Consider the following 20,392-nt stretch of genomic DNA (forward strand, 5'->3'; position numbering starts at 1 on the left):
TCCGCAAGTTCCTGTTGTTTCATTCCTCTGTGTTTTCTTATGGTCTGTATGTTCTCTCCTAAGAAACTGATTTTCTTTTCGTAATGCTCCATGACTTAGTATAAACACTCCTTTCATTGCTTTTATTGGTATTTATAAGCATATCATACTTAATATATATCTAAAAGTCAACAAAAACTTCTTGACAAGTAATTCTAATGGCGTTATTATCGTGTTAGATAGAGTGATTAAGCACGCTAGGGTTAATCACACGCTTGAGTAAGCATAGAAAAGATATATTTTCACTTTGATAGCATGAATAAGCATGGACTATCAGACCGAAAATAAGGTTTCTGACTGGGGCTGTTCCGTTTAGCCACGAGCCTTACAAGGCTCGTGAGCGTTAAGAACGGATCAGACACAGGAAGAAAGGGAACGCCTTTAGGCGTTCGTAAAGGGCGTATATGTAACACCGCCCTGCGTATACATGTCATAGTACCTAGAAACTGTGATAAATAAAGGAAAAAACACAATTTTTACCCCGCAAAAAAACGGGGCATACGAAAGGAGAAATGCACTATAACTACACACAAAAATTTATCCGTTAAGATTGATTACATCAGCATTGTATTTGAAACTGCAACTGCTGAAGATGTCATCATGCACATTTTAGGTTTACCGACTGACATTTTCAATGTCTATCCGGCAAGCATTAAATACAAAACCTATCAAGCACGCTGGCAGATTGGAGATATTTATGTATCGGGGGACGCAAGAAAGACAGAGGACAACCCACAAGGGTTAGGCTGTTATCTTGTTATGACTGGCAGAGGTTGTGATGATATTTTCCGTATTCTCGACAGTAGGAATTATACCTTTGGGGATATGTTCCGACGCTGTGAGCGAAGATACGGACTGGATAATTTCCATTTCACAAGACTTGATATTGCCATTGATGATAAGAACGAAAAGCCATTCTTTACCATAGAGCAGATAAAGAAGAAATGCGAAAAAGAGGAATTTATTTCGAATAGTGAGGGCTACCACTTTGACGAAAGCAAGTTTGATGATTTCGACACCGCAAAGACTGTTTATATCGGTGCTGGAAAATCGGGATTGTCCTATCGCTTTTATGATAAGGATAAGGAAGTCTGTTCAAAACATAATAAGACTCTTGAGGAAGTCGACAGTTGGAAACGGACAGAAATGCAACTGCGTGATGATAAGGCTCATGCTTTTGCCATGACATTCAAGGACAGACCGCTGGAACTTGGAGAACTGGCTTTCGGGCTATTGGCAAACAACCTACGCTTTGTCGTGCCAAACAGAAATGAAAGTAATAAGAGCAGATGGAAAACGTGTCGGTTTTGGGAACGCTTTTTAGGGGCTGTGGAAGTCTTAAAACTGCAAGTACCAAAACAGCAAAATTCCCTTGAAGAAACACAGCAATGGCTCACAGAGGGTGGCGTGATTTCCGCTGTCAAAAGTTTTTACTTCTTGGAAGAACATGACGCATTAGGTGGACTGGAAAAAGTGGGAACTATGCTTGATAAGGCAAGATACAGCAATTCCCTTTCCAGTAAATTAACCGCCCATTTACAGAGGATAAACCGCACCGACCTTATCCCCTATATCCAGTATGACACGAAACATGGGAAAGGGGGTATCTGATGAATAACAACGATATTCCCGTATGGGAAAAATACACCCTTACCATTGAAGAAGCGTCAAAGTATTTCCGTATCGGAGAAAACAAGTTAAGACGATTGGCAGAGGAAAACAAGGACGCTGGCTGGCTCATTATGAATGGCAACCGCATACAGATTAAACGCCGACAGTTTGAACAGGTTATTGACAAATTGGACGCAATCTAATGCAAATGAGCCTTGTATGTGTTATGATGAACACAAGTCATATCAAGGCTCTTTCCAACAAGGAAAGGAGCAGACACCATGAAAGAAAAAAGACGGGATAACAAAGGTCGTATCCTGCATACTGGAGAGAGCCAACGAACAGACGGGAAATACTTATATAAATATGTAGACGCATTTGGAAACACAAAATATGTGTATGCTTGGAGATTGACACCCACAGACCCGACACCAAAGGGAAAACGGGAAAAACCCTCACTTCGTGAACTGGAACAGCAGATAAGACGGGATATTGAGGACGGTATCGACAGCACAGGCAAGAAAATGACGCTTTGCCAACTCTACGCCAAACAGAACGCACAGAGGGCAAACGTGAAGAAAAGCACACTAAAACAACGGGAACAACTCATGCGGTTATTGAAAGAGGATAAGTTAGGTGCTAGGAGCATTGATACGATAAAACCCTCTGACGCTAAAGAATGGGCGTTACGCATGAAAGACAAAGGCTTTTCCTACAATACCATTAACAACCATAAACGCTCGTTAAAAGCGTCATTCTATATCGCCATACAAGACGATTGTGTAAGGAAAAACCCTTTTGATTTCAAGTTAAGTGAAGTCCTAGAAAATGATACCAAAGAGAAAGTCGCATTGACAGAGGAACAGGAACAAGCCTTACTCTCATTCATCAAGACGGACAATGTGTATCACAAGTATTATGATGATGTGCTGATACTGTTAAAGACTGGACTTCGTATCTCGGAACTGTGCGGACTGACAGTAGCCGATATTGATTTCAAGAATGAAGTTGTGATTATCGACCACCAGTTATTAAAGAGCAAGGAACAGGGCTATTATATTGAAACGCCTAAGACAAAAAGCGGAACAAGGCAAGTGCCATTAAGCAGGGAAACGATACAAGCATTTCAACGGGTTATGAAGAAACGCCCAAAGGCAGAACCATTTGTGATAGACGGACGGAGCAACTTTCTATTTGTCAATCATAAAGGCAAGCCCAAAGTTGCGATTGATTACAACGCCTTATTTGTCCGTATGGTAAAGAAATACAACAAGCACCATAAGGATAACCCCTTGCCACATATCACACCACATACGCTACGCCATACGTTCTGCACAAGACTGGCAAGCAAGAACATGAACCCGAAAGATTTACAGTATATCATGGGACATTCAAATATCAGTATCACAATGAACTGGTACGCTCATGCGTCCATAGATACCGCAAAATCAGAGGTTCAGCGTCTAATCGCATAGAAGTATTTACCACGATTTTAACCACGCTTGATAGCGAAAATATAAGAAGATAGACCTAGATATGTGAGGTTTACCACAAAAGCAAAATGCCCGTAGAGCCGATAAAATAAGGCTTTGCGGACATTTAAGAAGATATAAAAAGATAGTCAAAAAGACATATATAATTTACAAATAAATAATTTCTAATAACTTTTATCGCCTTTCTTCAAAGGAGAAAACGTAATCTTATTTGCCAAAAGAAAAAGAATTATTATTACAATACCAAGTCCCACAAAAAGTGAACTTGTATCAACAACAGTAACTTTGTATATAATACTAATCACAAAAGATACCACTGGCGCGCATGCGTATGTAAGTGAAAATCGAATTGCAGAAACACGTCCTATATATTCTTTAGTAACTTCTTTTACAAATTTCACTTGTACATAAGTAATCATTAATCCCAATGCTGCACCAATTATTATCGAACCGATTAGCAACAGTAATTTTTGAGTTATAGGATTTGCAATATATTTTGAAACAAATGCAATAAAAACATAGTATACACCTAAAACAATTCCACAAAATGTAACAAGTGTATTATTTTTTTTCTCCTCTTTCATTTTTGCAAAAGTCAATGATCCCAAAATAGTACCAATAGTTACGCTTACACTTAGTAATGAAACAATTTTGGCATCTCCACTAAACATTTCTCTTGCAATCGGGGCGAGCAGTGCATCAAATGGAACCACTGCTGAATTAATTAGAATACATAAAAAACATAGTTTTAATAGCTTCTTATGGTCAAATACATAACTAAATCCATCTCTAAGCGAAATTAAATATTCTCTGCCAATTATTCGGTTTGTCTTCTTTTCTTCTTGAACAGAAAATTCTATTTTTACTATAAGCAACGCTGATATTAAAAATATCAAAGCATCTATCGCTAAAGAAATACCTATTCCAAATGAACTAATCACTATGCCTGACAAGCCAGTTCCAACTAATACTGCTATTTTGGTACAAGACACATTGACACTTACACCTTTATCATAATGTTCATTAGGAAGTACATGCTGAATAACTGCTACCCCTGCTGGCATATGAAATGCTTCTATTAATGAAATGGATATTGTCATAAAAACCAATATTAATGGTGAAAGCATGTTTTGTGTATATACATATAATATATACAAAACTAACAGAACTCGAGCTATATCTGAAAGTACTAACACTTTCTTTTTATTCATATTCTCGACTAATGGACCTATAAATGGTTGAATAATTACAGAAGTAGCTTGATTAATACCAAAAATAATCGCAGACCACCCTGCACTATTTGTAAGTAAATATACCAACCATGTAAAAAGTATTGTATCTAATGAATCACCACAGCGGTTAATAATATTAGAAGTCAGCAGATAAACATAATTGTGGTTATGATATAACTCATGTTTATTCATATTTGTTACCTCTCTAATCATAATTTAGATTGTTTAATTTCGCAAGCTATCTTATAAAGATCCTGATGTTTTAAAGCCGCTGCTTTTTCTATAACATTATCAATTTCTGATATATCATTAAGTGATTCCAAATATTTTTTCCATTTTTTCATTTCAACATTATATGCACAGTATCTATTTTCACTTTCAAATGAGCCGTTAATGCAATAACGACTATTACTACATCCTCCTAAGCATCGTTCTGTATAACGACATTCTCTGCAAAATCCTTTTAACTTACTACTATCAAAATTTCTATTCCACTTAAAAGAGTCCGGACTTTCCCAAATCGACTTTAAAGATTTTTCACGAATATTTCCCGCTACTAATGTTTTATCTCTAATAGAAGTACAAGCAACAATATCTCCATTATGCAGAATACCAATTACATGCTTTCCTGCTCCACAACCTGTCCAAGACCAATTATCATTAAGAAAATTCTCATTTACTTTTATATCTTTATTGCTATAATAACCTATGCAATCTGCCAAAACAATTAACAACTTACCTCCAATTTTATTATATGCAAAATCAATAATAGAAAGAATATCTTGAGGTTCTATAAGCCATTCTGGGCGTTTTGCAAAATTCCCCATTGGTAATGCAATCTGTAACTGCCAACTATTAACTCCCAAATCACTTAATAATTGATATAGTTCTTCCAATTCACATATATTTTCTTTATTTATTGAAGTTATTACTGATGTCGAAATATTATTTTTTCTTAATTCTTTCAATGCTTTAATACTTTTATTGAATGATCCCGATCTCCGTATAAAATCGTGAGTTTTTTCAAGACCATCAATACTTAAACAGACACTTCTAATTCCTGATGTTATCGCATTATGAATAAAGTTTTCATCAATCAACCAACCATTTGTAATAATACTTGTTATTATGCCATTATCTACTAATCTTTTCGCAATAATATGCCAGTCACTACGTGTCGTAGGTTCCCCTCCAGATAATGTAATAACTTTTAATCCCAAATCTTTTAATTGGTCACACACCTCAAGAGCTTCTGATGTATTCAACTCATCGGGTAGCGCTTCTGCACAACTTGAACCGCAATGTTTACAACGCATATTACAACCCATTGTTATTTCCCATACAGCTGTAGTTAATTTATTCATATATTCTCTCCTATAATCCTTTTTAAATAAAAAAGACCTACTCTATATTTCTTTTTACATAGAGCAAGTCTTTTCTACAAACTACATTCTCACACCTGTTCCGTACATAACTGGTCCAAATAAGTTCTTAGAGGTTTTTAATTCAGAAATCTCTACAAACTCCAAGCTCAATTCTTCAAGATTAAACATTTTTATCCACCTCCCGTTTATTGAATTTATCTTAAGAATACATCTCTTATTTTCAAATGTCAAATTATTTTCATTATTTTTTCCAAATTTCGAGTTCAAATTCTCGTTTTATTTGTAACATATTTTCCATTTTCTACGCATACATCAGATCTCTTAACCACTTATAAATGTCCGTAAAATTGCAAAAGCAACTGGAATCAGTGCTACAACCTTATATTCAATCATTCAAAAAGATTCCAATATTCGATTTGATTTTGCTTTAAGACTTGCAAACGAATTGCAAATTGATGTGAATGAGATATGTTCTGCCAGTCCATTTTCTGACACAATTAAGGAAGAAGAGATTTATCCTACACTTCCAGACGGTTTGAACGGAGCCTTAGACGCAAGTCGTGTAAAGACTTACTTAAAAAATTCTATGTATCCGTTGATGTATCTTTTTGGCAAAAATAGTATGCCTGATGTAGATAATCTACTTACATCATTCTATCAGCTTGATGATGAAGCCAGACAGGAAGTTGTAGAAACAATCCGTCTGAAACTGCAATATCATCGAGATCCGAAACGTGCTGAACAGATCAAGCAGATTAAAGGTTGGTAAAAAATCACTCCTGTGAATGGCAAACATTCGCAGGAGTTTCTTTTTGGGCACCGTTTTGGCACCACTGGTCTTATTTTTCAATTTTAAATTTATCTGTATTTTATCTTGCTGATAAATATTTCGCTATTTCTCTACTTATAATTTTTCAAATCATTCTCTCTTTAAGATACAGAAAAACCCGTAGAACCGAAGTTCTACGGGTATCTTACGTTTGGACACAACGTTATCTTGCGATAACAAATCTATATTCAGATTGTATTACTCGATGATTGTAGCAACTGTACCTGATCCTACTGTACGTCCACCTTCACGTATTGCGACTCGCGGCGCACAAACGTCCGCGAAGCCATTCTTTACCTTATTTCCTGTGTCCGAAACAGCATCGGCAAAAATTCTGCCGCGCACTTTCTCCACACATTCCAGTCGTGTCCGCCGTCGTACACTCTGCGCACCTGTTTTAAGCCGTAGTCCTCGCAGAGCTGATCCTCCTGCATAAACCACGTAAAGAAAGAATCCTCACGCCCCATCGCACGGAACAGAAGTCTCGTATTCTGATTGAACGCCTCTACGTCCGCAAACGCCTGCATCAAATGGCTGTCCGCGATTTCCTCCACGCCGATATAATTGCGCAGAAAGCCGGAAAAAAGCCCGATCCAGGCAAATTTTTCCGGATAGGAAAACGCTGCCATGGCCGCCTGCATCGACCCCATCGAAAGCCCGGCGATCGCGCAGTTTTCCCGTCCCGTCAGTACGCGGTAATGCGCCTCTACATACGGCATCAGATCCTGCGTCAGAAATTTCGTGAACAGCGACGGAATGATTTTTTTCTCCGGATCTCCGTCCTCGGACATCATCCCGTCCGCCATGACGATCAGCATCGGCGTGACTTTTTTCTCGGAAAGAAAGTTGTCCATCATCCAGCCGATTCTTCCCTGCCAGACCCAGCTTCCCTCATTTTCGCCGAAACCATGCTGCAGATACAGCACCGGAAGCCGCAGCTGATCCCGGTCATATCCAGGCGGCGCATACACCAGACAGCTTTCCGTCTGCCCCGTCACTTCCGAATAAAAATATTCATGCCGGATGCTCCCGTGTAAAACATCCTTTAAACGGCACGCTTCCATGGCTGGCCCGATTTCCAGATAATTGCACGGTCTGGAATACCCGTAGCCGATGGGAAGATAGGGACTTACGATCTCGACACTATCCACATACAGTGCAGCATAATAAAAGCCAGGTTCCAGCGGCAGCTTCACCTCCCAGAGATTGCGCTCCACCTCCAGCAGGATATAGGTATCCTGTCCGATGACGATCTTTACGTCGCAGGCATTTTTCATCCAGAGCTTCAAAAAAGGCGTTCCATCCTGTCGATAAAAAATTCCCTGCTCCGGCTGTTTTTCGTGCAGCGCAGTCAGGGACGCAGGATAGGGTCTGTGAAAGGAAACCGCCTGATCCTGCAAAAACAGATTTTCCGTCATATATCTCTATTCCTCTCCTTTAGACGGGCGCAGCACTTCCTTTTCCTGCTCCGTCTTTTTATCCAGCGCCCGACGCAGCTTTCCGCGGCTGCGCTGCAGGGCGTTATCCGTGCTTTTTCCATCTCTGCCGAGCACCTTTGCGATCTCCCGGTAGCCCATGCCGGTCAGGTGCAGATCCATGACCTGCTTTTCTAACGGCGTCAGCTCCTGCTCAATCGTTTCTTCCAAAAGCCTCGTATTTTCCTGATCGATGACAAGCTCTTCCGGGCTTTTTTCCCAGACATCCTCCGGCTCATACGCCTGTTTGTCCTCATCCCGATCTTCCGGCTGGCTCAATGAGACATAATGATTTAAGGGCGCATGCTTTTTGCGTGCGCCCGCCTCTACTGCCGTATAAATCTGTCTGGAAATACAAAGGTCTGCAAAGGTGGAAAAAGACGCGTCCCTGTCTTTTTCATAATCCCGCACCGCCTTGAACAGCCCGATCATCCCCTCCTGGATCAGATCCTCCTGATCCGCGCCCGGAAGGTACATGGAGCGCGCTTTTCTCCGCACCAGATCCTTATATTTTTCCATCAGATAATCCATGACGCTGCCATCGCCGTCCCGCAGCCTCCGGATCAGTTCTTCGTCCTGATATTCTTCGTATTTTTTCATGCTTCCTGCCAATTTCGCCAATTTTCTCTCAGCTGCCCTTACTGCAGGCGCTGACGCACAATTTCATAAGCCAGAACACCCGCTGCCACGGAAGCGTTCAGGGAATCAATGTCGCCTTTCATCGGAATGGATGCGATCATGTCACATTTTTCCTTCACAAGCCGTCCAACGCCCTCTCCTTCATTGCCGATAACAAGTCCGATCGGCCCTTTTAAATTCAGGTCATACATCGTCGTGCCGCCCATATCTGCACAGACAAACCAAATGCCTTCTTTTTTGAGTTCCTCGATGGTCTTTGCGAGGTTCGTCACCCTTGCCACCGGAGTAAAGTTTAATGCTCCTGCACTGGTTTTTGCCACAACCGCCGTCAGCCCTGCCGCCCGGTTTTTGGGAACGATCACGCCGTGTGCGCCCGCCAGGTTGGCGGTTCGGATGATCGCGCCGAGGTTGTGCGGGTCTTCGATATTATCCAGTAAAAATAAGAACGGTGCTTCGCCTTTTTGACGGGCATTGTCCAGAATCTCTTCCACGGTCGCATATTCGTAAGCCGCTGCATAGGCGATGACACCCTGATGCTTTCCAGTTTCGGAAAGCTGATCCAGACGCTCCTTTGTTACAAATTTAACAGGCGTCTGTTTCGCCTTTGCTTCCCGCTTGATCGTCAGGATCGGTCCGTCCTGGCAGCCGTCCAGAATGAACAGCTTGTCAATCGGACGTCCTGCCCGGTACGCCTCGATCACCGCATTTCTGCCTTCTATTGTAAATTCTTCATAACGCATCTGCGTGTTCTCCTATTTGATCATATTTGCTGCCCGGTCAGCTCCAGCCCTTTCGCAATCAGCCAGAGCAGCCGGTCAGTCTGGTCGGTCAGGTATAAAAATCCATACAGCGCTTCCAATCCAGTCGCCTTGCGGTAATCCCCGATCGATGCGTTTTTGGCTGCCGAATGGGAATGGGCATTGCGCCCTCTGCGGTAAACTGCCTGCTCTTCTGCAGTCAGCTCCTCCATCAGCGCATCCGCCTGTGCTGCCTGCGCCTGCGCCTTTACGATGGAGCTCTTTTTGGTATGCAGGACGCCGGGTGCAGTATTGCCGCGCTCCACAACGATCGTGCGGATGACCAGATCATAGATGCAGTCCCCGACAAATGCCAGCGTCAGCGGAGAATAGGTCCGGATGTCCACCCGGTCGCATACAAATTTCTGCCGGATTGCGCCAAGCAGGCTCAGGCTCTCTTCCATTTTACGCCCTCTCTGGTATCCTCCAGCACGATGCCCATATCCAGAAGCTGCTGTCTGATTTCATCTGCGCGCGCGAAGTTTTTCGCCTTGCGGGCAGCCTGACGCTCTTCAATCAGAGCCTCCACGTCTGCATCCAGCAGCTCTTCCTTTTTCTCTACGATCAGACCGCAGACATCGCTGAGGGTTGTGATCTTTTCTTTCAGAGCCTCCCAAAACGCTTTGGTGTGCTCTGCATCTCCGCAGGTGTTGGCAAATTTTACCAGCTCAAAGATCGCTGCGATTGCATCCGCGGTGTTGAAATCATCGTCCATCGCCTGATCGAATTTCGCTTCAAATCCTGCTGCCTGTGCAAGAAGCTCCTTCTCCTGCTCTGTCAGCTCGCTGTCTTCTGCGTTCTGCGCCTTAAACTGCAGGGTAGCAACTGCGGTACGGATCCTTTCCAGGCTGTTTGCAGCAGCTTCCATCAGCTCTGCGCTGAAATTTAAGGGGCTTCTGTAGTGGGCGGAAAGCATGAAGAAGCGCAGCACCATCGGATCATATTTTGCAACGATATCGCGGACGGTAAAGAAGTTGCCCGCCGACTTACTCATCTTATGATTATCAATATTTAAAAAGGCATTGTGCATCCAATAATGTGCAAAGGGTTTTCCGTTTGCAGCCTCAGACTGTGCAATTTCATTTTCATGATGCGGGAAAATCAGGTCTTCGCCGCCTGCATGGATGTCAATTTCATCCCCCAGATACTTTTTGCTCATGACGGAGCACTCAATGTGCCAGCCCGGTCTGCCGTCGCACCACGGGGATTTCCAGAAAGGCTCGCCCTCTTTTTTGGGCTTCCAGAGTACAAAATCCAGCGGATCTTCCTTCTGGTCTGCACCGGAAACCAGCAGAGAACGCTTGCCGCCCTCTAAGTCATCCAGATTTTTGTGGGAAAGCTTGCCGTAATCCTTGAAGCTTCTGACACGGTAGTAAACCGTGCCATCTTCCGCTGCATAGGCATAGCCTTTTTCGATCAGCGTGCGGATCATCTCTTCCATGCCGCAGATCTCCTGTGTAGCCTGAGGATGGGTTGTTGCCGGACGGACATTTAAGGAAGCCATATCCTTTTTGCACTCTGCAATATAGCGTTCGGAAATGACATTCGCATCTACGCCCTCTTCTACCGCTTTTTTGATGATTTTATCGTCCACGTCGGTGAAGTTGCTGACATAGTTTACCTCGTAGCCCTTATGCTCCATATAGCGGCGCACGGTGTCAAACACGATCATCGGACGCGCATTTCCGATATGAATAAAGTTGTAAACGGTCGGACCGCATACATACATGCGTACCTTTCCGGGCTCGATCGGTACAAATTCTTCTTTTTTCTTTGTCAATGTATTATAAATTTTCATTCTGTTTTTCGTTTCCTTTCGTATTGTTTTTCGATTCCTTTTCTTTTTCCAGACGCTTCACTTCCACTTCCAGCTCGAGAACCCGGTTGATCAGCTCGCTGTTTGCTTTCTGCAGCGTCATAATGTCCTCCCGCACCGGATCTGGTAAATGCACCTGATCCAGAGTTTCCCGCGGGAGCGGCTGATTGTACCGGCGCACCACTCTGCCCGGGACACCGACTACCGTAGAGTTGGGAGGCACCGCTGAAAGCACGACGCTTCCCGCACCGATCTTGGAATTTTCCCCAATTGTAAAGGATCCAAGCACCTTCGCGCCCGCGCTGATCATGACATTATCGCCGACAGTCGGATGACGCTTTCCCTGCTCCTTTCCGGTTCCGCCCAGTGTCACACCCTGATACAGGGTCACATTATTGCCGATCTCTGCGGTTTCTCCAATGATAACGCCGTTTCCGTGGTCGATAAAGAAGCCTTTTCCGATTTTCGCACCCGGATGGATTTCAATGCCGGTTTTGCGCACCGCGCGCTGTGAAATCCATCTCGCCAGGAAATAATGCCCGGACAGATACAGTTTATGCGCCACACGGTAGTGCAGCATCGCCCGGAAACTCGGATATAAAAAAACTTCCATGGAAGAATGAATCGCCGGATCCCGCTCTCTGATCAGCCGGATCTCTTCTTTTACATTTCCGATGATTCCCATATCCGAAACTCTCCTTTCCCTTTTCTCGAATAATCACAGCAGTTCCCAACGTCTCGTGTATGCTATGCACGGACTTTGGAGCATTGCTTTGCAATATACAATAGAATACACGCTCTGTGAACCTTCTATTGTCATAAAAAAAGGAATTTTTCGCCTCTGTAGCCTAGAGACGAAAAATTCCGCGGTTCCACTCTGTTTCAGGATTCCAAATCCTGCCCTCAGGCGCGTAACGTGCGCAATTCGTACTCTGCTCATGCCGTCGGCTTCGCAGAATCTGCTCCCGGATGCACTTTCTGCACAGACCTGCGGGGACTGCTCTCAGCCAATGGCATTCCCTCTCTGGCGCCGTCTATCTGCATACTCTTTCCGTTCCATGCATTTTCCAATCTGTTCATTTCAGCGATATCGCAGATGCTCCGGCTTTGGCGATTCGCGACTTCCCGAAGTATCTGCACAACTATAATTAGGATAAAAAATTTTCTTCTCTTTGTCAAGGGCTGCCGGTGTTTTTGTTCCGCCTGCGCTGAGTAGGGTAGTGTCCCCTTTTCTTATTTTATGCAGCGAGCGAGGGCTTCGATGCCAGCTTTGACAGCTGCCCCAACGTTCCCGTCACTTTACAAAGATTGCGCCATGCGACAGGCAGACTTACTGCACGCCACAACCGCCGCAGCCGCCGCAGCCGCTGGTCACATTCTGGTCGTAGAGTCCCATCGGACTGTTTAACAGACAGATCGCCTGCGCAGAAATACCCTCTCCGGCTCCGGTAAAGCCAAGTCCTTCCTCGGTCGTCGCCTTTACATTGATCTGCGATACGTCGATTTTGAGCGCATCCGCCATGTTCTGGCGCATCTGATCGATGTGCGGGCGCATCTTCGGCGCCTGGGCGATGATCGTCGCATCGATATTTTCAATTAGAAAGCAGTGCTCTTCCAGCAGCTCCCCTACTTTCTGCAAAAGCAGAATGCTGCTGATTCCCTTATAGGCGGGATCTGTATCCGGAAAATGCTTACCGATATCGCCGAGTGCTGCTGCTCCAAGCAGGGCGTCCATCACGGCATGTACGAGCACATCCGCATCAGAATGTCCTAAAAGTCCCTTTTCATACGGGATTTCCACGCCGCCCATAATCAGTTTGCAACCCTCCTGCAATCTATGCACATCATATCCCATTCCAATTCGCATCTTTTCTTTTCCTCCTGTTTTCGCGTCTTGATCAGCCCTCCGGCTCGATCATCCGGTAGCCGACGCCGATTTCTGTAAAAATATACTCCGGCTGTGCCGGATTTTTCTCAAGCTTACGTCGGATATTCGCCATGTTGACCCGCAGAATCCGGTTATTATTTTCCATGTTTGGTCCCCAGATTTCCCGGATCATAAAATCATAGGTCAGAACCTTTCCCGCATAACGGCTCAAAAGGCTCACCAGCCGAAACTCATTCTGTGTCAGGTTCAGATCTAAGCCGCCCTTATAGGCACGATGTTTATCGTAATCGATCAGCAGGTCTTTCGCCTCAAAAACGCCCGTCATTCCACCTGCCGGTCCCTGATAGCCAGTTCTCGAATGACGGATCGCTGCCCGGATTCTCGCCAGCATTTCCGATGTTCCAAACGGCTTCGTGATATAATCGTCCGCTCCGAGGTCCAGTGCCTCCACCTTGTCCTTTTCATGGCTCCGCGCAGAAATCACAACGACCGGCATGCCCGACCATTTCCGAAGTCTGCTCAAAATTTCCATACCATCTATATCCGGAAGCCCAAGATCCAGAATCACCAGATCCGGACACTGGGATGTAATCAGGCTGTAGCCCTCCTCGCCGGTATCCGCCGAAATGACATCGTAACGGTTCGCTTCCAGAATTGTCCGGAAAAATTTGCGGATGCTTCGGTCATCCTCGATAATCAGAATTCTGTCCCTTACTTCCATTCAGGCTTCCTCCATCCAGTTTTCTTCCTGACAGGGCAGCCAGAACTGGATCCTCGCTCCCCTGTGCGCCGCCATATTTTCCGCCTTCATGTCGCCCTGATGCGCCTGAATAATGCTCATGCAGACCGATAGTCCGATCCCCATGCTCCGTTTTCCATCGCTCGCAGCATGATCGCCGGTCGGAAGCTGTCCTTCGAAAATAATCGGCAAAATCGCCGGATCAATTCCCTTTCCGTTATCCTCCACGCAGAACAGCACCCGTTCCGGCAGTTTTTGAACGGATATTCGTATTTTTGTGGTCGTTTCTCCATGCAGCGCAGAATTTTCCATCAGGTTTACCAAAACCTGCTCCACCAAAATGCCGTCCATCGGAGCCATCACAACCTCCTCTGGCATGCTCGTTTCCACTTCGATCTGTGGAAACTGCTTCTGGAACTTCCCGACCGCCCCGCCTACGATCTCTTCAACGACCTCCCATGTCGTCTGAATCTGCGCACGGTCCCCGTTGATCCGCGTGATCGAAAGCAGGTTTTCCACCATCCGGATCAGCCACTGGGATTCGTCACGGATGCCTTCTAAAAGCTCCACCTTCTCCTGCCGTCCCAGCGCGTCGTAATTGTCTAAAATTCCCGACGCAGATGCCTGAATTGACGTCAGAGGCGTCCGGATATCATGGGACACCGCCCGCAGCAGATTGGCGCGTGTCTTTTCTTTTTCCACTTCCAGACGTATCTGTTCCTGCCATTTAATCTGCGTCGTCAACGCGCTCACCATAACTGCCGTCGCCAGCATCAACACAAAGGTCAGCGGATAGCCAGTAATCGAAAAATTCAACTCAAAGTACGGGTAGGTGAACACATAGTTGACCAAAACTACCGCAGCCATCGCTGACAGGATTCCATAAACATATCCTTCCGTGAACCGCGCCACTATCACGACCGCAAGCACGAACAGCAGCGGCACATGGGTATCCGCCTCTGAAAAATGCTGCAGTGCCAGACATACAATCGTCGCAGCGCCCATAATGCCCACCGTGATCAGGATGTTTCTTAGGATCGTCCGCACTTTTTGTTCCGGGTTCTGTTTTCGTTCTATCATATTCTTTCTCTGCATCAGTGTTCTCCGAATGCCTTTCTCTTCTGTATCTTACCATATCTTTCTGCAAAATGGGGAAAAAAATCCCGCCGGCGGACTTCTCTATCTGCGGCGGGACTGCTTTTTGCAATTTTTTAAGCGTATAAGGATTTTCCATGAACAACCTTTCCGTATATTTTCTGTGCCAGCACCACAACCAGGCTCACGCACAGGTACAGGGTGGGAAGTCCGCCCAGAATTCCCATTACCCCAAGCATAATCGCACCAAAAATCTGACTCATTTTTTCTTTACCCCGCTTTCTGCAGATTCTCTCCGTAACGCTTTTTTGCGTGTCCGGGATTTCAAAAAGCATCATACCAAACCAGCTTTTTTTCTTCCATAGATTCGACACACCCTTAACATCTGCTTAGCTTTCTGCAGGCTTTCTTAGCGGCTTCTGAACAGTCAGTTTCCCGATTATTTTTCTGTACATAAACCGTTCACAAAGTTTTCATCTTTCGGTCAGACTCCTGTCACATTTGACTTGTATGATAAGAGCATAGATAAAGAAAAACTTTTTCTGAAATACTTCTTTTTCATACCAGCCGGCAGGAGCACACCTGCCGGCCCTCCTTTTGTTATTCCATCGACAGTCACATAAAAAAGAATGTGCCTTGGCACATTCTCGCGCCGAGGCGCGGTTGCCTCGGCAACCATCTACCCTTGCGCCGAGTGCGCATCCTCGCGGAGTTTTTTTGTCGTATGGAAACGAAGTTTCCTATACGACAAAAAAGCCGTGTGTCCGGCACAGCATCTTTCGATGCCTGCCAAAACACACGGCTTTTTTATTCATGACAATAGAATGTTCGCGGAGCGTGCATTCTATTGTTGCAGCTGCAGGATAGAGGTTTTCTCTTATTCGCCGCCTTTTTCAAATCATTTCGAAGTTGTTCTCAGTATGAATTATGCTTCAGATTTTCAGTAAAGAATCCCGTATCTTACAGGAAAATGTATTTCAAAATAAACAGCACTGCCAGTACCCACATCAGAGGGGTAATCTTTTTTGCCTTACCAGCTACTGCATTCAGTACAACGAAGGAAATAACGCCGAACGAAATACCTTCAGAAATAGAATACATGAAGGGCATTGCAAAAATGCAGATGAATGCAGGAATTGCTTCCAGCATATCGCTCCAGTTGATCTTCGCTACAGACTGCATCATGAAGAAACCAACAACGATCAGTGCAGGAGCAGTTGCAAAGGAAGGAATTGCAAGGAAGATCGGAGAGAAGAACAGTGCCAGGATGAACAGTAATCCGGAAACAATAGAGGTCAGACCTGTTCTGCCGCCTTCTGCAATACCGGAAGAAGACTCTACGAAAGTAGTGATGGTAGAGGTACCCAGGCATGCACCAACGGTTGTACCTACAGCGTCAGCCATCAGAGCACCCTTGATGCCAGGCAGCTTGCCTTCTTTGTCCAGCATGTTTGCCTTTGTCGCACATCCGATCAGAGTTCCCAGTGTGTCGAAGATATCAACAAACAGGAATGCAAATACTACAACAACAAAGTTCAGAGATGCAATTGCAGAGAAATCCATCTTGAACAGGGTCGGTGCAACAGATGCAGGTGCGGAAATGATGCCGCTGGGGATCAGGCTGTAGAAACCAGCTTCTGCATTCGGAACATACAAGCCTGTCAGCTGACAGATAATACCCAGTACCCATGTGATCAGGATACCCAGCAGGATGTTGCCCTTTACGTTCTTGATCACCAGGAAGGCTGTGATCAGCAGACCAATCAGTGCCAGTACCACGGTAATGCCTTCGGACTGGAAGGTGCCTGCTTTTACAGAGCCATTAAAGGAGAACAGACCTACCAGTGTGGAACCATCCACTACGATATGTGCATTCTGCAGACCAATAAAGGTGATGAACAGACCAATACCAACAGATACTGCAACCTTCAGGCTCGCAGGAATCGCATTAAAGATTGCTTCACGCACATTTGTCAGGGACAGGATAATAAAGATAATACCCTCAACAAATACTGCAGTCAGAGCAACTTCCCAGCTGTAACCCATGCCCAGGACAACCGTATAGGCGAAGTAAGCATTCAGACCCATACCAGCGGAAAGTACGAAGGGCAGGTTAGCAAACAGTGCCATACAGAAAGAGCCGATTGCAGATGCCAGCGCAGTTGCTGTAAAAATAGCACCTGTATCCATTCCGGTTGCGCCGAGGATGCTCGGGTTAACCGCAAGGATATACGCCATGGTCATGAAAGTTGTGAGACCGGCGATGACTTCTGTCTTCACGTCGGTGCCGTGTTCTTTCAGTTTAAAAAAGTTTTCCATCGTTTATCTCCTCCTCATACTGATAACAAACAAGTCCAGTGTAACACAGTTTTCCGGATTTGGCTTTCCCTTTTTCATTTTTTTTTAAATTTTACCGAAAGCTGCATTATCACGTGATCCACATAGTTTCCTCGCGCCATTCGCAAAAGCGCATCTTCGATGCTTTTCGCTGCGCTACAACGCAGCTCCTTTTGCTCATGAATTGGCGCTCTCTTTTCAGCTTTCTGGTTACAGATTCTCATGCAAGCATGGAATCTGTAACCAGAAAGCTGCGAGTAAACTGGTAAAACAAAAACGCTCCGGATTTCTCCGAAGCGTTCCAATCATAGCGAGAGGGGGATTCGAACCCTCGACACTGCGGGTATGAACCGCATGCTCTAGCCAACTGAGCTATCTCGCCATAAAATAAATATGGGGCCTATAGGGCTCGAACCTATGACCCTCTGCTTGTAAGGCAGATGCTCTCCCAGCTGAGCTAAGACCCCATAATTTCTGCTGCAGGTGCATCACCTGCAACCGACTTTGTTAGTATACAAAACAATGCAGAATTTGTCAACAGTTATTTTCAAGTTTTTATTCTGCTGCTTTTTATGGCACGGCTCAGTTCACCGCATCCGTTCGCCCACGTGATTCCCCGAACGTTCACCGCGTCATTGGCGCAGCTCCTTTTGCTTGTGAACTGGTAAAACAAAACGCTCCGGATTTTTCCGAAGCGTTCTACCATAGCGAGAGGGGGATTCGAACCCTCGACACTGCGGGTATGAACCGCATGCTCTAGCCAACTGAGCTATCTCGCCATAAAATAAATATGGGGCCTATAGGGCTCGAACCTATGACCCTCTGCTTGTAAGGCAGATGCTCTCCCAGCTGAGCTAAGACCCCATAATTGTTTGTCGCTCTTCGCGACTGCTTGATTATAATATCAAAGGTTTCTGAAAAAGTCAATGGGTAATTTTATTTTTTTACAGTTCACACGCAGCTTCCCGGGTACAGATTCCATGCTTGCATGAGAATCTGTGCATGGGAAGCTACGAAGGGAGCGCCATTCTATGAGCAAAAGGAGCTGCGTAGCAGCGGAAAGCCTCGCAGAGGCGTTTTTGCGAATGGCGCGGGTGAACTGTAACTTTTCAGCAGTTCACTCGTAGCTTCCCGGGTACAGATTTCATGCTCGCATGAGAATCTGTGCATGGGAAGCTACGAAGGGCAGCACCATCATAATTTCATCCGCATAGCTTCCGTCCGGGAGCTTGAAGGCATTGGGCATTCTGCCGACCTCCTGAAATCCCAGCTTCTGATATAAATGGAGTGCACTGCTGTTGTCCGAAAATACGCCAAGCTCCAGCTGTTCATAGCCAGCCTTGCGCGCCAGATCAATCGCGCCGTTTATGAGCACCGTTCCCAGACCGGTATTCCAGTATTCCTGAACTACTGCAATTCCAAGGCTCGCCCGATGGCGCACCTTAAACCGTTCCCCGATGGGAAATATACCCACATTTCCAACAACACTTCCATCCTGAGTCAGTGCCCCCAGCATAAATGTCTGCTTTGATTCTCTCGTATTCTGCAGAATTTTTCGCTCGTTCTCCAGCGTATAAACCGCTTCCTCCGGAAGACGCATCAGAAAATGGGTCTCCTGTGCTGTTTTCTGTAAGTAAACCAGCATGGCTTCTGCATCTCCAGCATTCAGCTGCCGCACAAAAACCTCTCTTTTGTCCTTTAACACCAGCTTCCTTGCTGTCTCATAATACAGATCTGCTGTCATAGCTTTCCTCATTTCTGTACACATTTTTTGCGCATGTCGAGTTTGTGTCAAGTGCGCAGACACAAATCTCGCGATTGAAAAATTTTATTTTTCAATCTTTTCCTCCTGTCTGTGCTTCTGCTGCATCTTTATATCATGAACTTCGTTCATGATCGGCATTCGCCGTTCGCGATGAGCAAGCTTCGCCTGTTCCCGCTCACTTGCGCTCATTATATCACGAGCCAGCGCTCTGCGCTGCCAGTTCAATCAGACACTTCTGAAATTCTGTCAAAATCTCCCCATAGGGAACTGCCCAGCAGGTGCCGTAGGTATCACCACCGGAAATACTCCCAACCCAAATCCCATTCTGCGTATAAACCGCGCCGCCGCTTGAACCGTAACTCGTTTCCGAATAGAACTGCAGCACATTCTGACCCGGATTGTTCGGATAGATGACGGACAGCTGATCCAGAACGCCGATACAGCTGGCAGAACTCGGGCTGTCCAGAGAGCTCACGGCAACAAGTGCGTCGCCTGTTTTCATTCCAAGCGCGGACGCGTCCGTTCCGGCTGCCGGGGTAATCCCGCCCAGCACTTCCTCCGGCAGCTGGCTGTATTCCACCGTCAGAAATCCTGTGTCTGTCTCGGTGCTGCGATACAGCACAGCAGCGCTGCATCTTGTTCCGTCCGGCAGAATCACTTCTGTATGGTTATGTTTTAAGCAATGCGCTGCTGTCGCAATATAAATTCTGCTGCCGTCCATCACCAGCACCACGCCGCTTCCGTCCGACCGGCGGATCAGTCCGAGTTCATCTACATCACTGTAATTGATCACGGATACGTTATGAGATTTCGTCATGACGCCGACCACATCTGCGACTGGCTGCAGCGCTTTGGAAACCGTCTGTACCTGCTCCTGTGAGGTGAGCCGATGCAGGTTCGCCGCTTTCGTCCCATATGCCGGCGCACCGTAGTCAGAGGTTTCTGTACTTTCCGCCTGCGCTGCAGGCTCTGCCGCTGCTGCCGTCATCGGTACAGAGCTTATCATCATCGAAATTGTAAGCAGCAAACCCGCCGCTGTTTTCCAGACGTTCGTTTTCTGAATCATGAAAAGAAACCCTCCCCATTCTGCAGGAGTCTTGCCCAAGGCAATCGTATACCAGGCATCCGGTTCTGCCCTCCTGCAAAATCTGACCAAACTACTTCTTTTTCCCAATTGTCCTCTCTGCTGCCCTGCCTGTCAAGAAAAATTTGCTCTGTTGTGTTCCCATCCCGGCGAATTTGTTCCGGGCAC

Annotated in this window: 19 protein-coding genes, 4 tRNA genes, 1 pseudogene and 1 other annotated feature; of the genes and pseudogenes, 4 read left to right on the forward strand and 20 right to left on the reverse strand. The window is 45.6% G+C overall.

Going from position 1 to position 20,392, the window contains the following annotated elements; all coding sequences use genetic code 11:
• Positions 1 to 92: pseudogene (locus ACLTOQ_RS00455) on the reverse strand (XRE family transcriptional regulator); the annotation flags it as partial.
• Positions 93 to 639: 547 nt separating this feature from the next.
• Between ACLTOQ_RS00455 and ACLTOQ_RS00460 the strand changes: the two are divergent.
• The 3 genes from ACLTOQ_RS00460 to ACLTOQ_RS00470 all read left to right on the forward strand — a co-directional run bounded on the left by ACLTOQ_RS00460 (position 640) and on the right by ACLTOQ_RS00470 (position 3,125).
• A complete protein-coding gene (locus ACLTOQ_RS00460; protein WP_412318387.1) occupies positions 640 to 1,650 on the forward strand; it encodes a replication initiation factor domain-containing protein in 1,011 nt (336 codons plus the stop codon).
• Positions 1,650 to 1,853 (forward strand): excisionase, encoded by a 204-nt coding sequence (locus ACLTOQ_RS00465; RefSeq protein ID WP_002607397.1) that lies wholly within the window; start codon positions 1,650 to 1,652, stop codon positions 1,851 to 1,853. The genes ACLTOQ_RS00460 and ACLTOQ_RS00465 overlap by 1 nt, the downstream gene beginning before the upstream one ends.
• 78 nt (positions 1,854 to 1,931) lie before the next feature.
• Positions 1,932 to 3,125 (forward strand): tyrosine-type recombinase/integrase, encoded by a 1,194-nt coding sequence (locus ACLTOQ_RS00470; protein ID WP_412318389.1) that lies wholly within the window; start codon positions 1,932 to 1,934, stop codon positions 3,123 to 3,125.
• 182 nt (positions 3,126 to 3,307) lie between these two features.
• Here ACLTOQ_RS00470 and ACLTOQ_RS00475 read toward each other — a convergent pair whose 3' ends face one another.
• The gene (locus ACLTOQ_RS00475; RefSeq protein ID WP_412318391.1) at positions 3,308 to 4,567 is read right to left on the reverse strand and encodes an MFS transporter; all 1,260 of its coding nucleotides are present in this window, start codon (positions 4,565 to 4,567) and stop codon (positions 3,308 to 3,310) included.
• A 17-nt stretch (positions 4,568 to 4,584) separates the two neighbouring features.
• A complete protein-coding gene (locus ACLTOQ_RS00480) occupies positions 4,585 to 5,739 on the reverse strand; it encodes a radical SAM/SPASM domain-containing protein (protein ID WP_015515522.1) in 1,155 nt (384 codons plus the stop codon).
• A gap of 478 nt (positions 5,740 to 6,217) precedes the next feature.
• Here ACLTOQ_RS00480 and ACLTOQ_RS00485 point away from each other — a divergent pair, with 478 nt between their 5' ends.
• Positions 6,218 to 6,529 (forward strand): hypothetical protein, encoded by a 312-nt coding sequence (locus ACLTOQ_RS00485; protein WP_262585324.1) that lies wholly within the window; start codon positions 6,218 to 6,220, stop codon positions 6,527 to 6,529.
• A 353-nt stretch (positions 6,530 to 6,882) separates the two neighbouring features.
• Here ACLTOQ_RS00485 and ACLTOQ_RS00490 read toward each other — a convergent pair whose 3' ends face one another.
• From ACLTOQ_RS00490 to ACLTOQ_RS00570, 17 genes are all read right to left on the reverse strand, one after another.
• Positions 6,883 to 8,007, reverse strand: coding sequence for an alpha/beta hydrolase-fold protein (locus ACLTOQ_RS00490; RefSeq protein WP_021914405.1), 1,125 nt, complete (start codon positions 8,005 to 8,007; stop codon positions 6,883 to 6,885).
• Positions 8,008 to 8,013: 6 nt separating this feature from the next.
• Complete coding sequence (gene sigH, locus ACLTOQ_RS00495; RefSeq protein ID WP_412318393.1) at positions 8,014 to 8,664, reverse strand: RNA polymerase sporulation sigma factor SigH; 651 nt, start codon at positions 8,662 to 8,664, stop codon at positions 8,014 to 8,016.
• A gap of 38 nt (positions 8,665 to 8,702) precedes the next feature.
• The gene (rlmB, locus tag ACLTOQ_RS00500) at positions 8,703 to 9,443 is read right to left on the reverse strand and encodes a 23S rRNA (guanosine(2251)-2'-O)-methyltransferase RlmB (RefSeq protein ID WP_412318395.1); all 741 of its coding nucleotides are present in this window, start codon (positions 9,441 to 9,443) and stop codon (positions 8,703 to 8,705) included.
• Positions 9,444 to 9,463: 20 nt separating this feature from the next.
• The gene (locus ACLTOQ_RS00505; protein ID WP_021914402.1) at positions 9,464 to 9,904 is read right to left on the reverse strand and encodes a Mini-ribonuclease 3; all 441 of its coding nucleotides are present in this window, start codon (positions 9,902 to 9,904) and stop codon (positions 9,464 to 9,466) included.
• Positions 9,889 to 11,298, reverse strand: a complete 1,410-nt coding sequence (cysS, locus tag ACLTOQ_RS00510) for a cysteine--tRNA ligase (RefSeq protein WP_337425529.1) — start codon at positions 11,296 to 11,298, stop codon at positions 9,889 to 9,891. The genes ACLTOQ_RS00505 and cysS overlap by 16 nt, the downstream gene beginning before the upstream one ends.
• On the reverse strand, positions 11,285 to 12,001 hold the full coding sequence (gene cysE / locus ACLTOQ_RS00515; protein ID WP_262585330.1) for a serine O-acetyltransferase: 717 nt from the start codon (positions 11,999 to 12,001) through the stop codon (positions 11,285 to 11,287). Before cysE ends, cysS begins: the two co-directional genes overlap by 14 nt.
• Before the next feature lie 162 nt (positions 12,002 to 12,163).
• Positions 12,164 to 12,384 (reverse strand) — a binding site (T-box leader).
• A gap of 262 nt (positions 12,385 to 12,646) precedes the next feature.
• Positions 12,647 to 13,183, reverse strand: coding sequence for a 2-C-methyl-D-erythritol 2,4-cyclodiphosphate synthase (gene ispF / locus ACLTOQ_RS00520; protein ID WP_021914399.1), 537 nt, complete (start codon positions 13,181 to 13,183; stop codon positions 12,647 to 12,649).
• 31 nt (positions 13,184 to 13,214) lie between these two features.
• On the reverse strand, positions 13,215 to 13,925 hold the full coding sequence (locus tag ACLTOQ_RS00525; protein ID WP_262585334.1) for a response regulator: 711 nt from the start codon (positions 13,923 to 13,925) through the stop codon (positions 13,215 to 13,217).
• Positions 13,926 to 15,038 (reverse strand): DUF4118 domain-containing protein, encoded by a 1,113-nt coding sequence (locus ACLTOQ_RS00530; protein WP_412318398.1) that lies wholly within the window; start codon positions 15,036 to 15,038, stop codon positions 13,926 to 13,928.
• Positions 15,039 to 15,154: 116 nt separating this feature from the next.
• Complete coding sequence (locus ACLTOQ_RS00535) at positions 15,155 to 15,412, reverse strand: hypothetical protein (RefSeq protein WP_412318400.1); 258 nt, start codon at positions 15,410 to 15,412, stop codon at positions 15,155 to 15,157.
• A 586-nt stretch (positions 15,413 to 15,998) separates the two neighbouring features.
• Entirely contained in the window at positions 15,999 to 17,357 is a 1,359-nt protein-coding gene (locus ACLTOQ_RS00540; protein ID WP_262585338.1) for an NCS2 family permease, read from the reverse strand.
• Between the two features lie 326 nt (positions 17,358 to 17,683).
• A tRNA-Met gene (locus ACLTOQ_RS00545) sits at positions 17,684 to 17,757 on the reverse strand.
• A 12-nt stretch (positions 17,758 to 17,769) separates the two neighbouring features.
• Positions 17,770 to 17,842: transfer RNA gene (locus tag ACLTOQ_RS00550), tRNA-Val, on the reverse strand.
• A 238-nt stretch (positions 17,843 to 18,080) separates the two neighbouring features.
• Positions 18,081 to 18,154 (reverse strand) — tRNA-Met (locus tag ACLTOQ_RS00555).
• A gap of 12 nt (positions 18,155 to 18,166) precedes the next feature.
• Positions 18,167 to 18,239: transfer RNA gene (locus ACLTOQ_RS00560), tRNA-Val, on the reverse strand.
• 280 nt (positions 18,240 to 18,519) lie between these two features.
• The gene (locus ACLTOQ_RS00565; RefSeq protein ID WP_337426491.1) at positions 18,520 to 19,119 is read right to left on the reverse strand and encodes a GNAT family N-acetyltransferase; all 600 of its coding nucleotides are present in this window, start codon (positions 19,117 to 19,119) and stop codon (positions 18,520 to 18,522) included.
• Between the two features lie 214 nt (positions 19,120 to 19,333).
• The gene (locus ACLTOQ_RS00570; protein ID WP_262585343.1) at positions 19,334 to 20,206 is read right to left on the reverse strand and encodes a S1 family peptidase; all 873 of its coding nucleotides are present in this window, start codon (positions 20,204 to 20,206) and stop codon (positions 19,334 to 19,336) included.
• Positions 20,207 to 20,392: the final 186 nt, after the last annotated feature.

Source organism: Gallintestinimicrobium sp. (genome assembly GCF_046968865.1).
Taxonomy (GTDB): Bacteria; Bacillota; Clostridia; order Lachnospirales; family Lachnospiraceae; genus Gallintestinimicrobium; species Gallintestinimicrobium propionicum.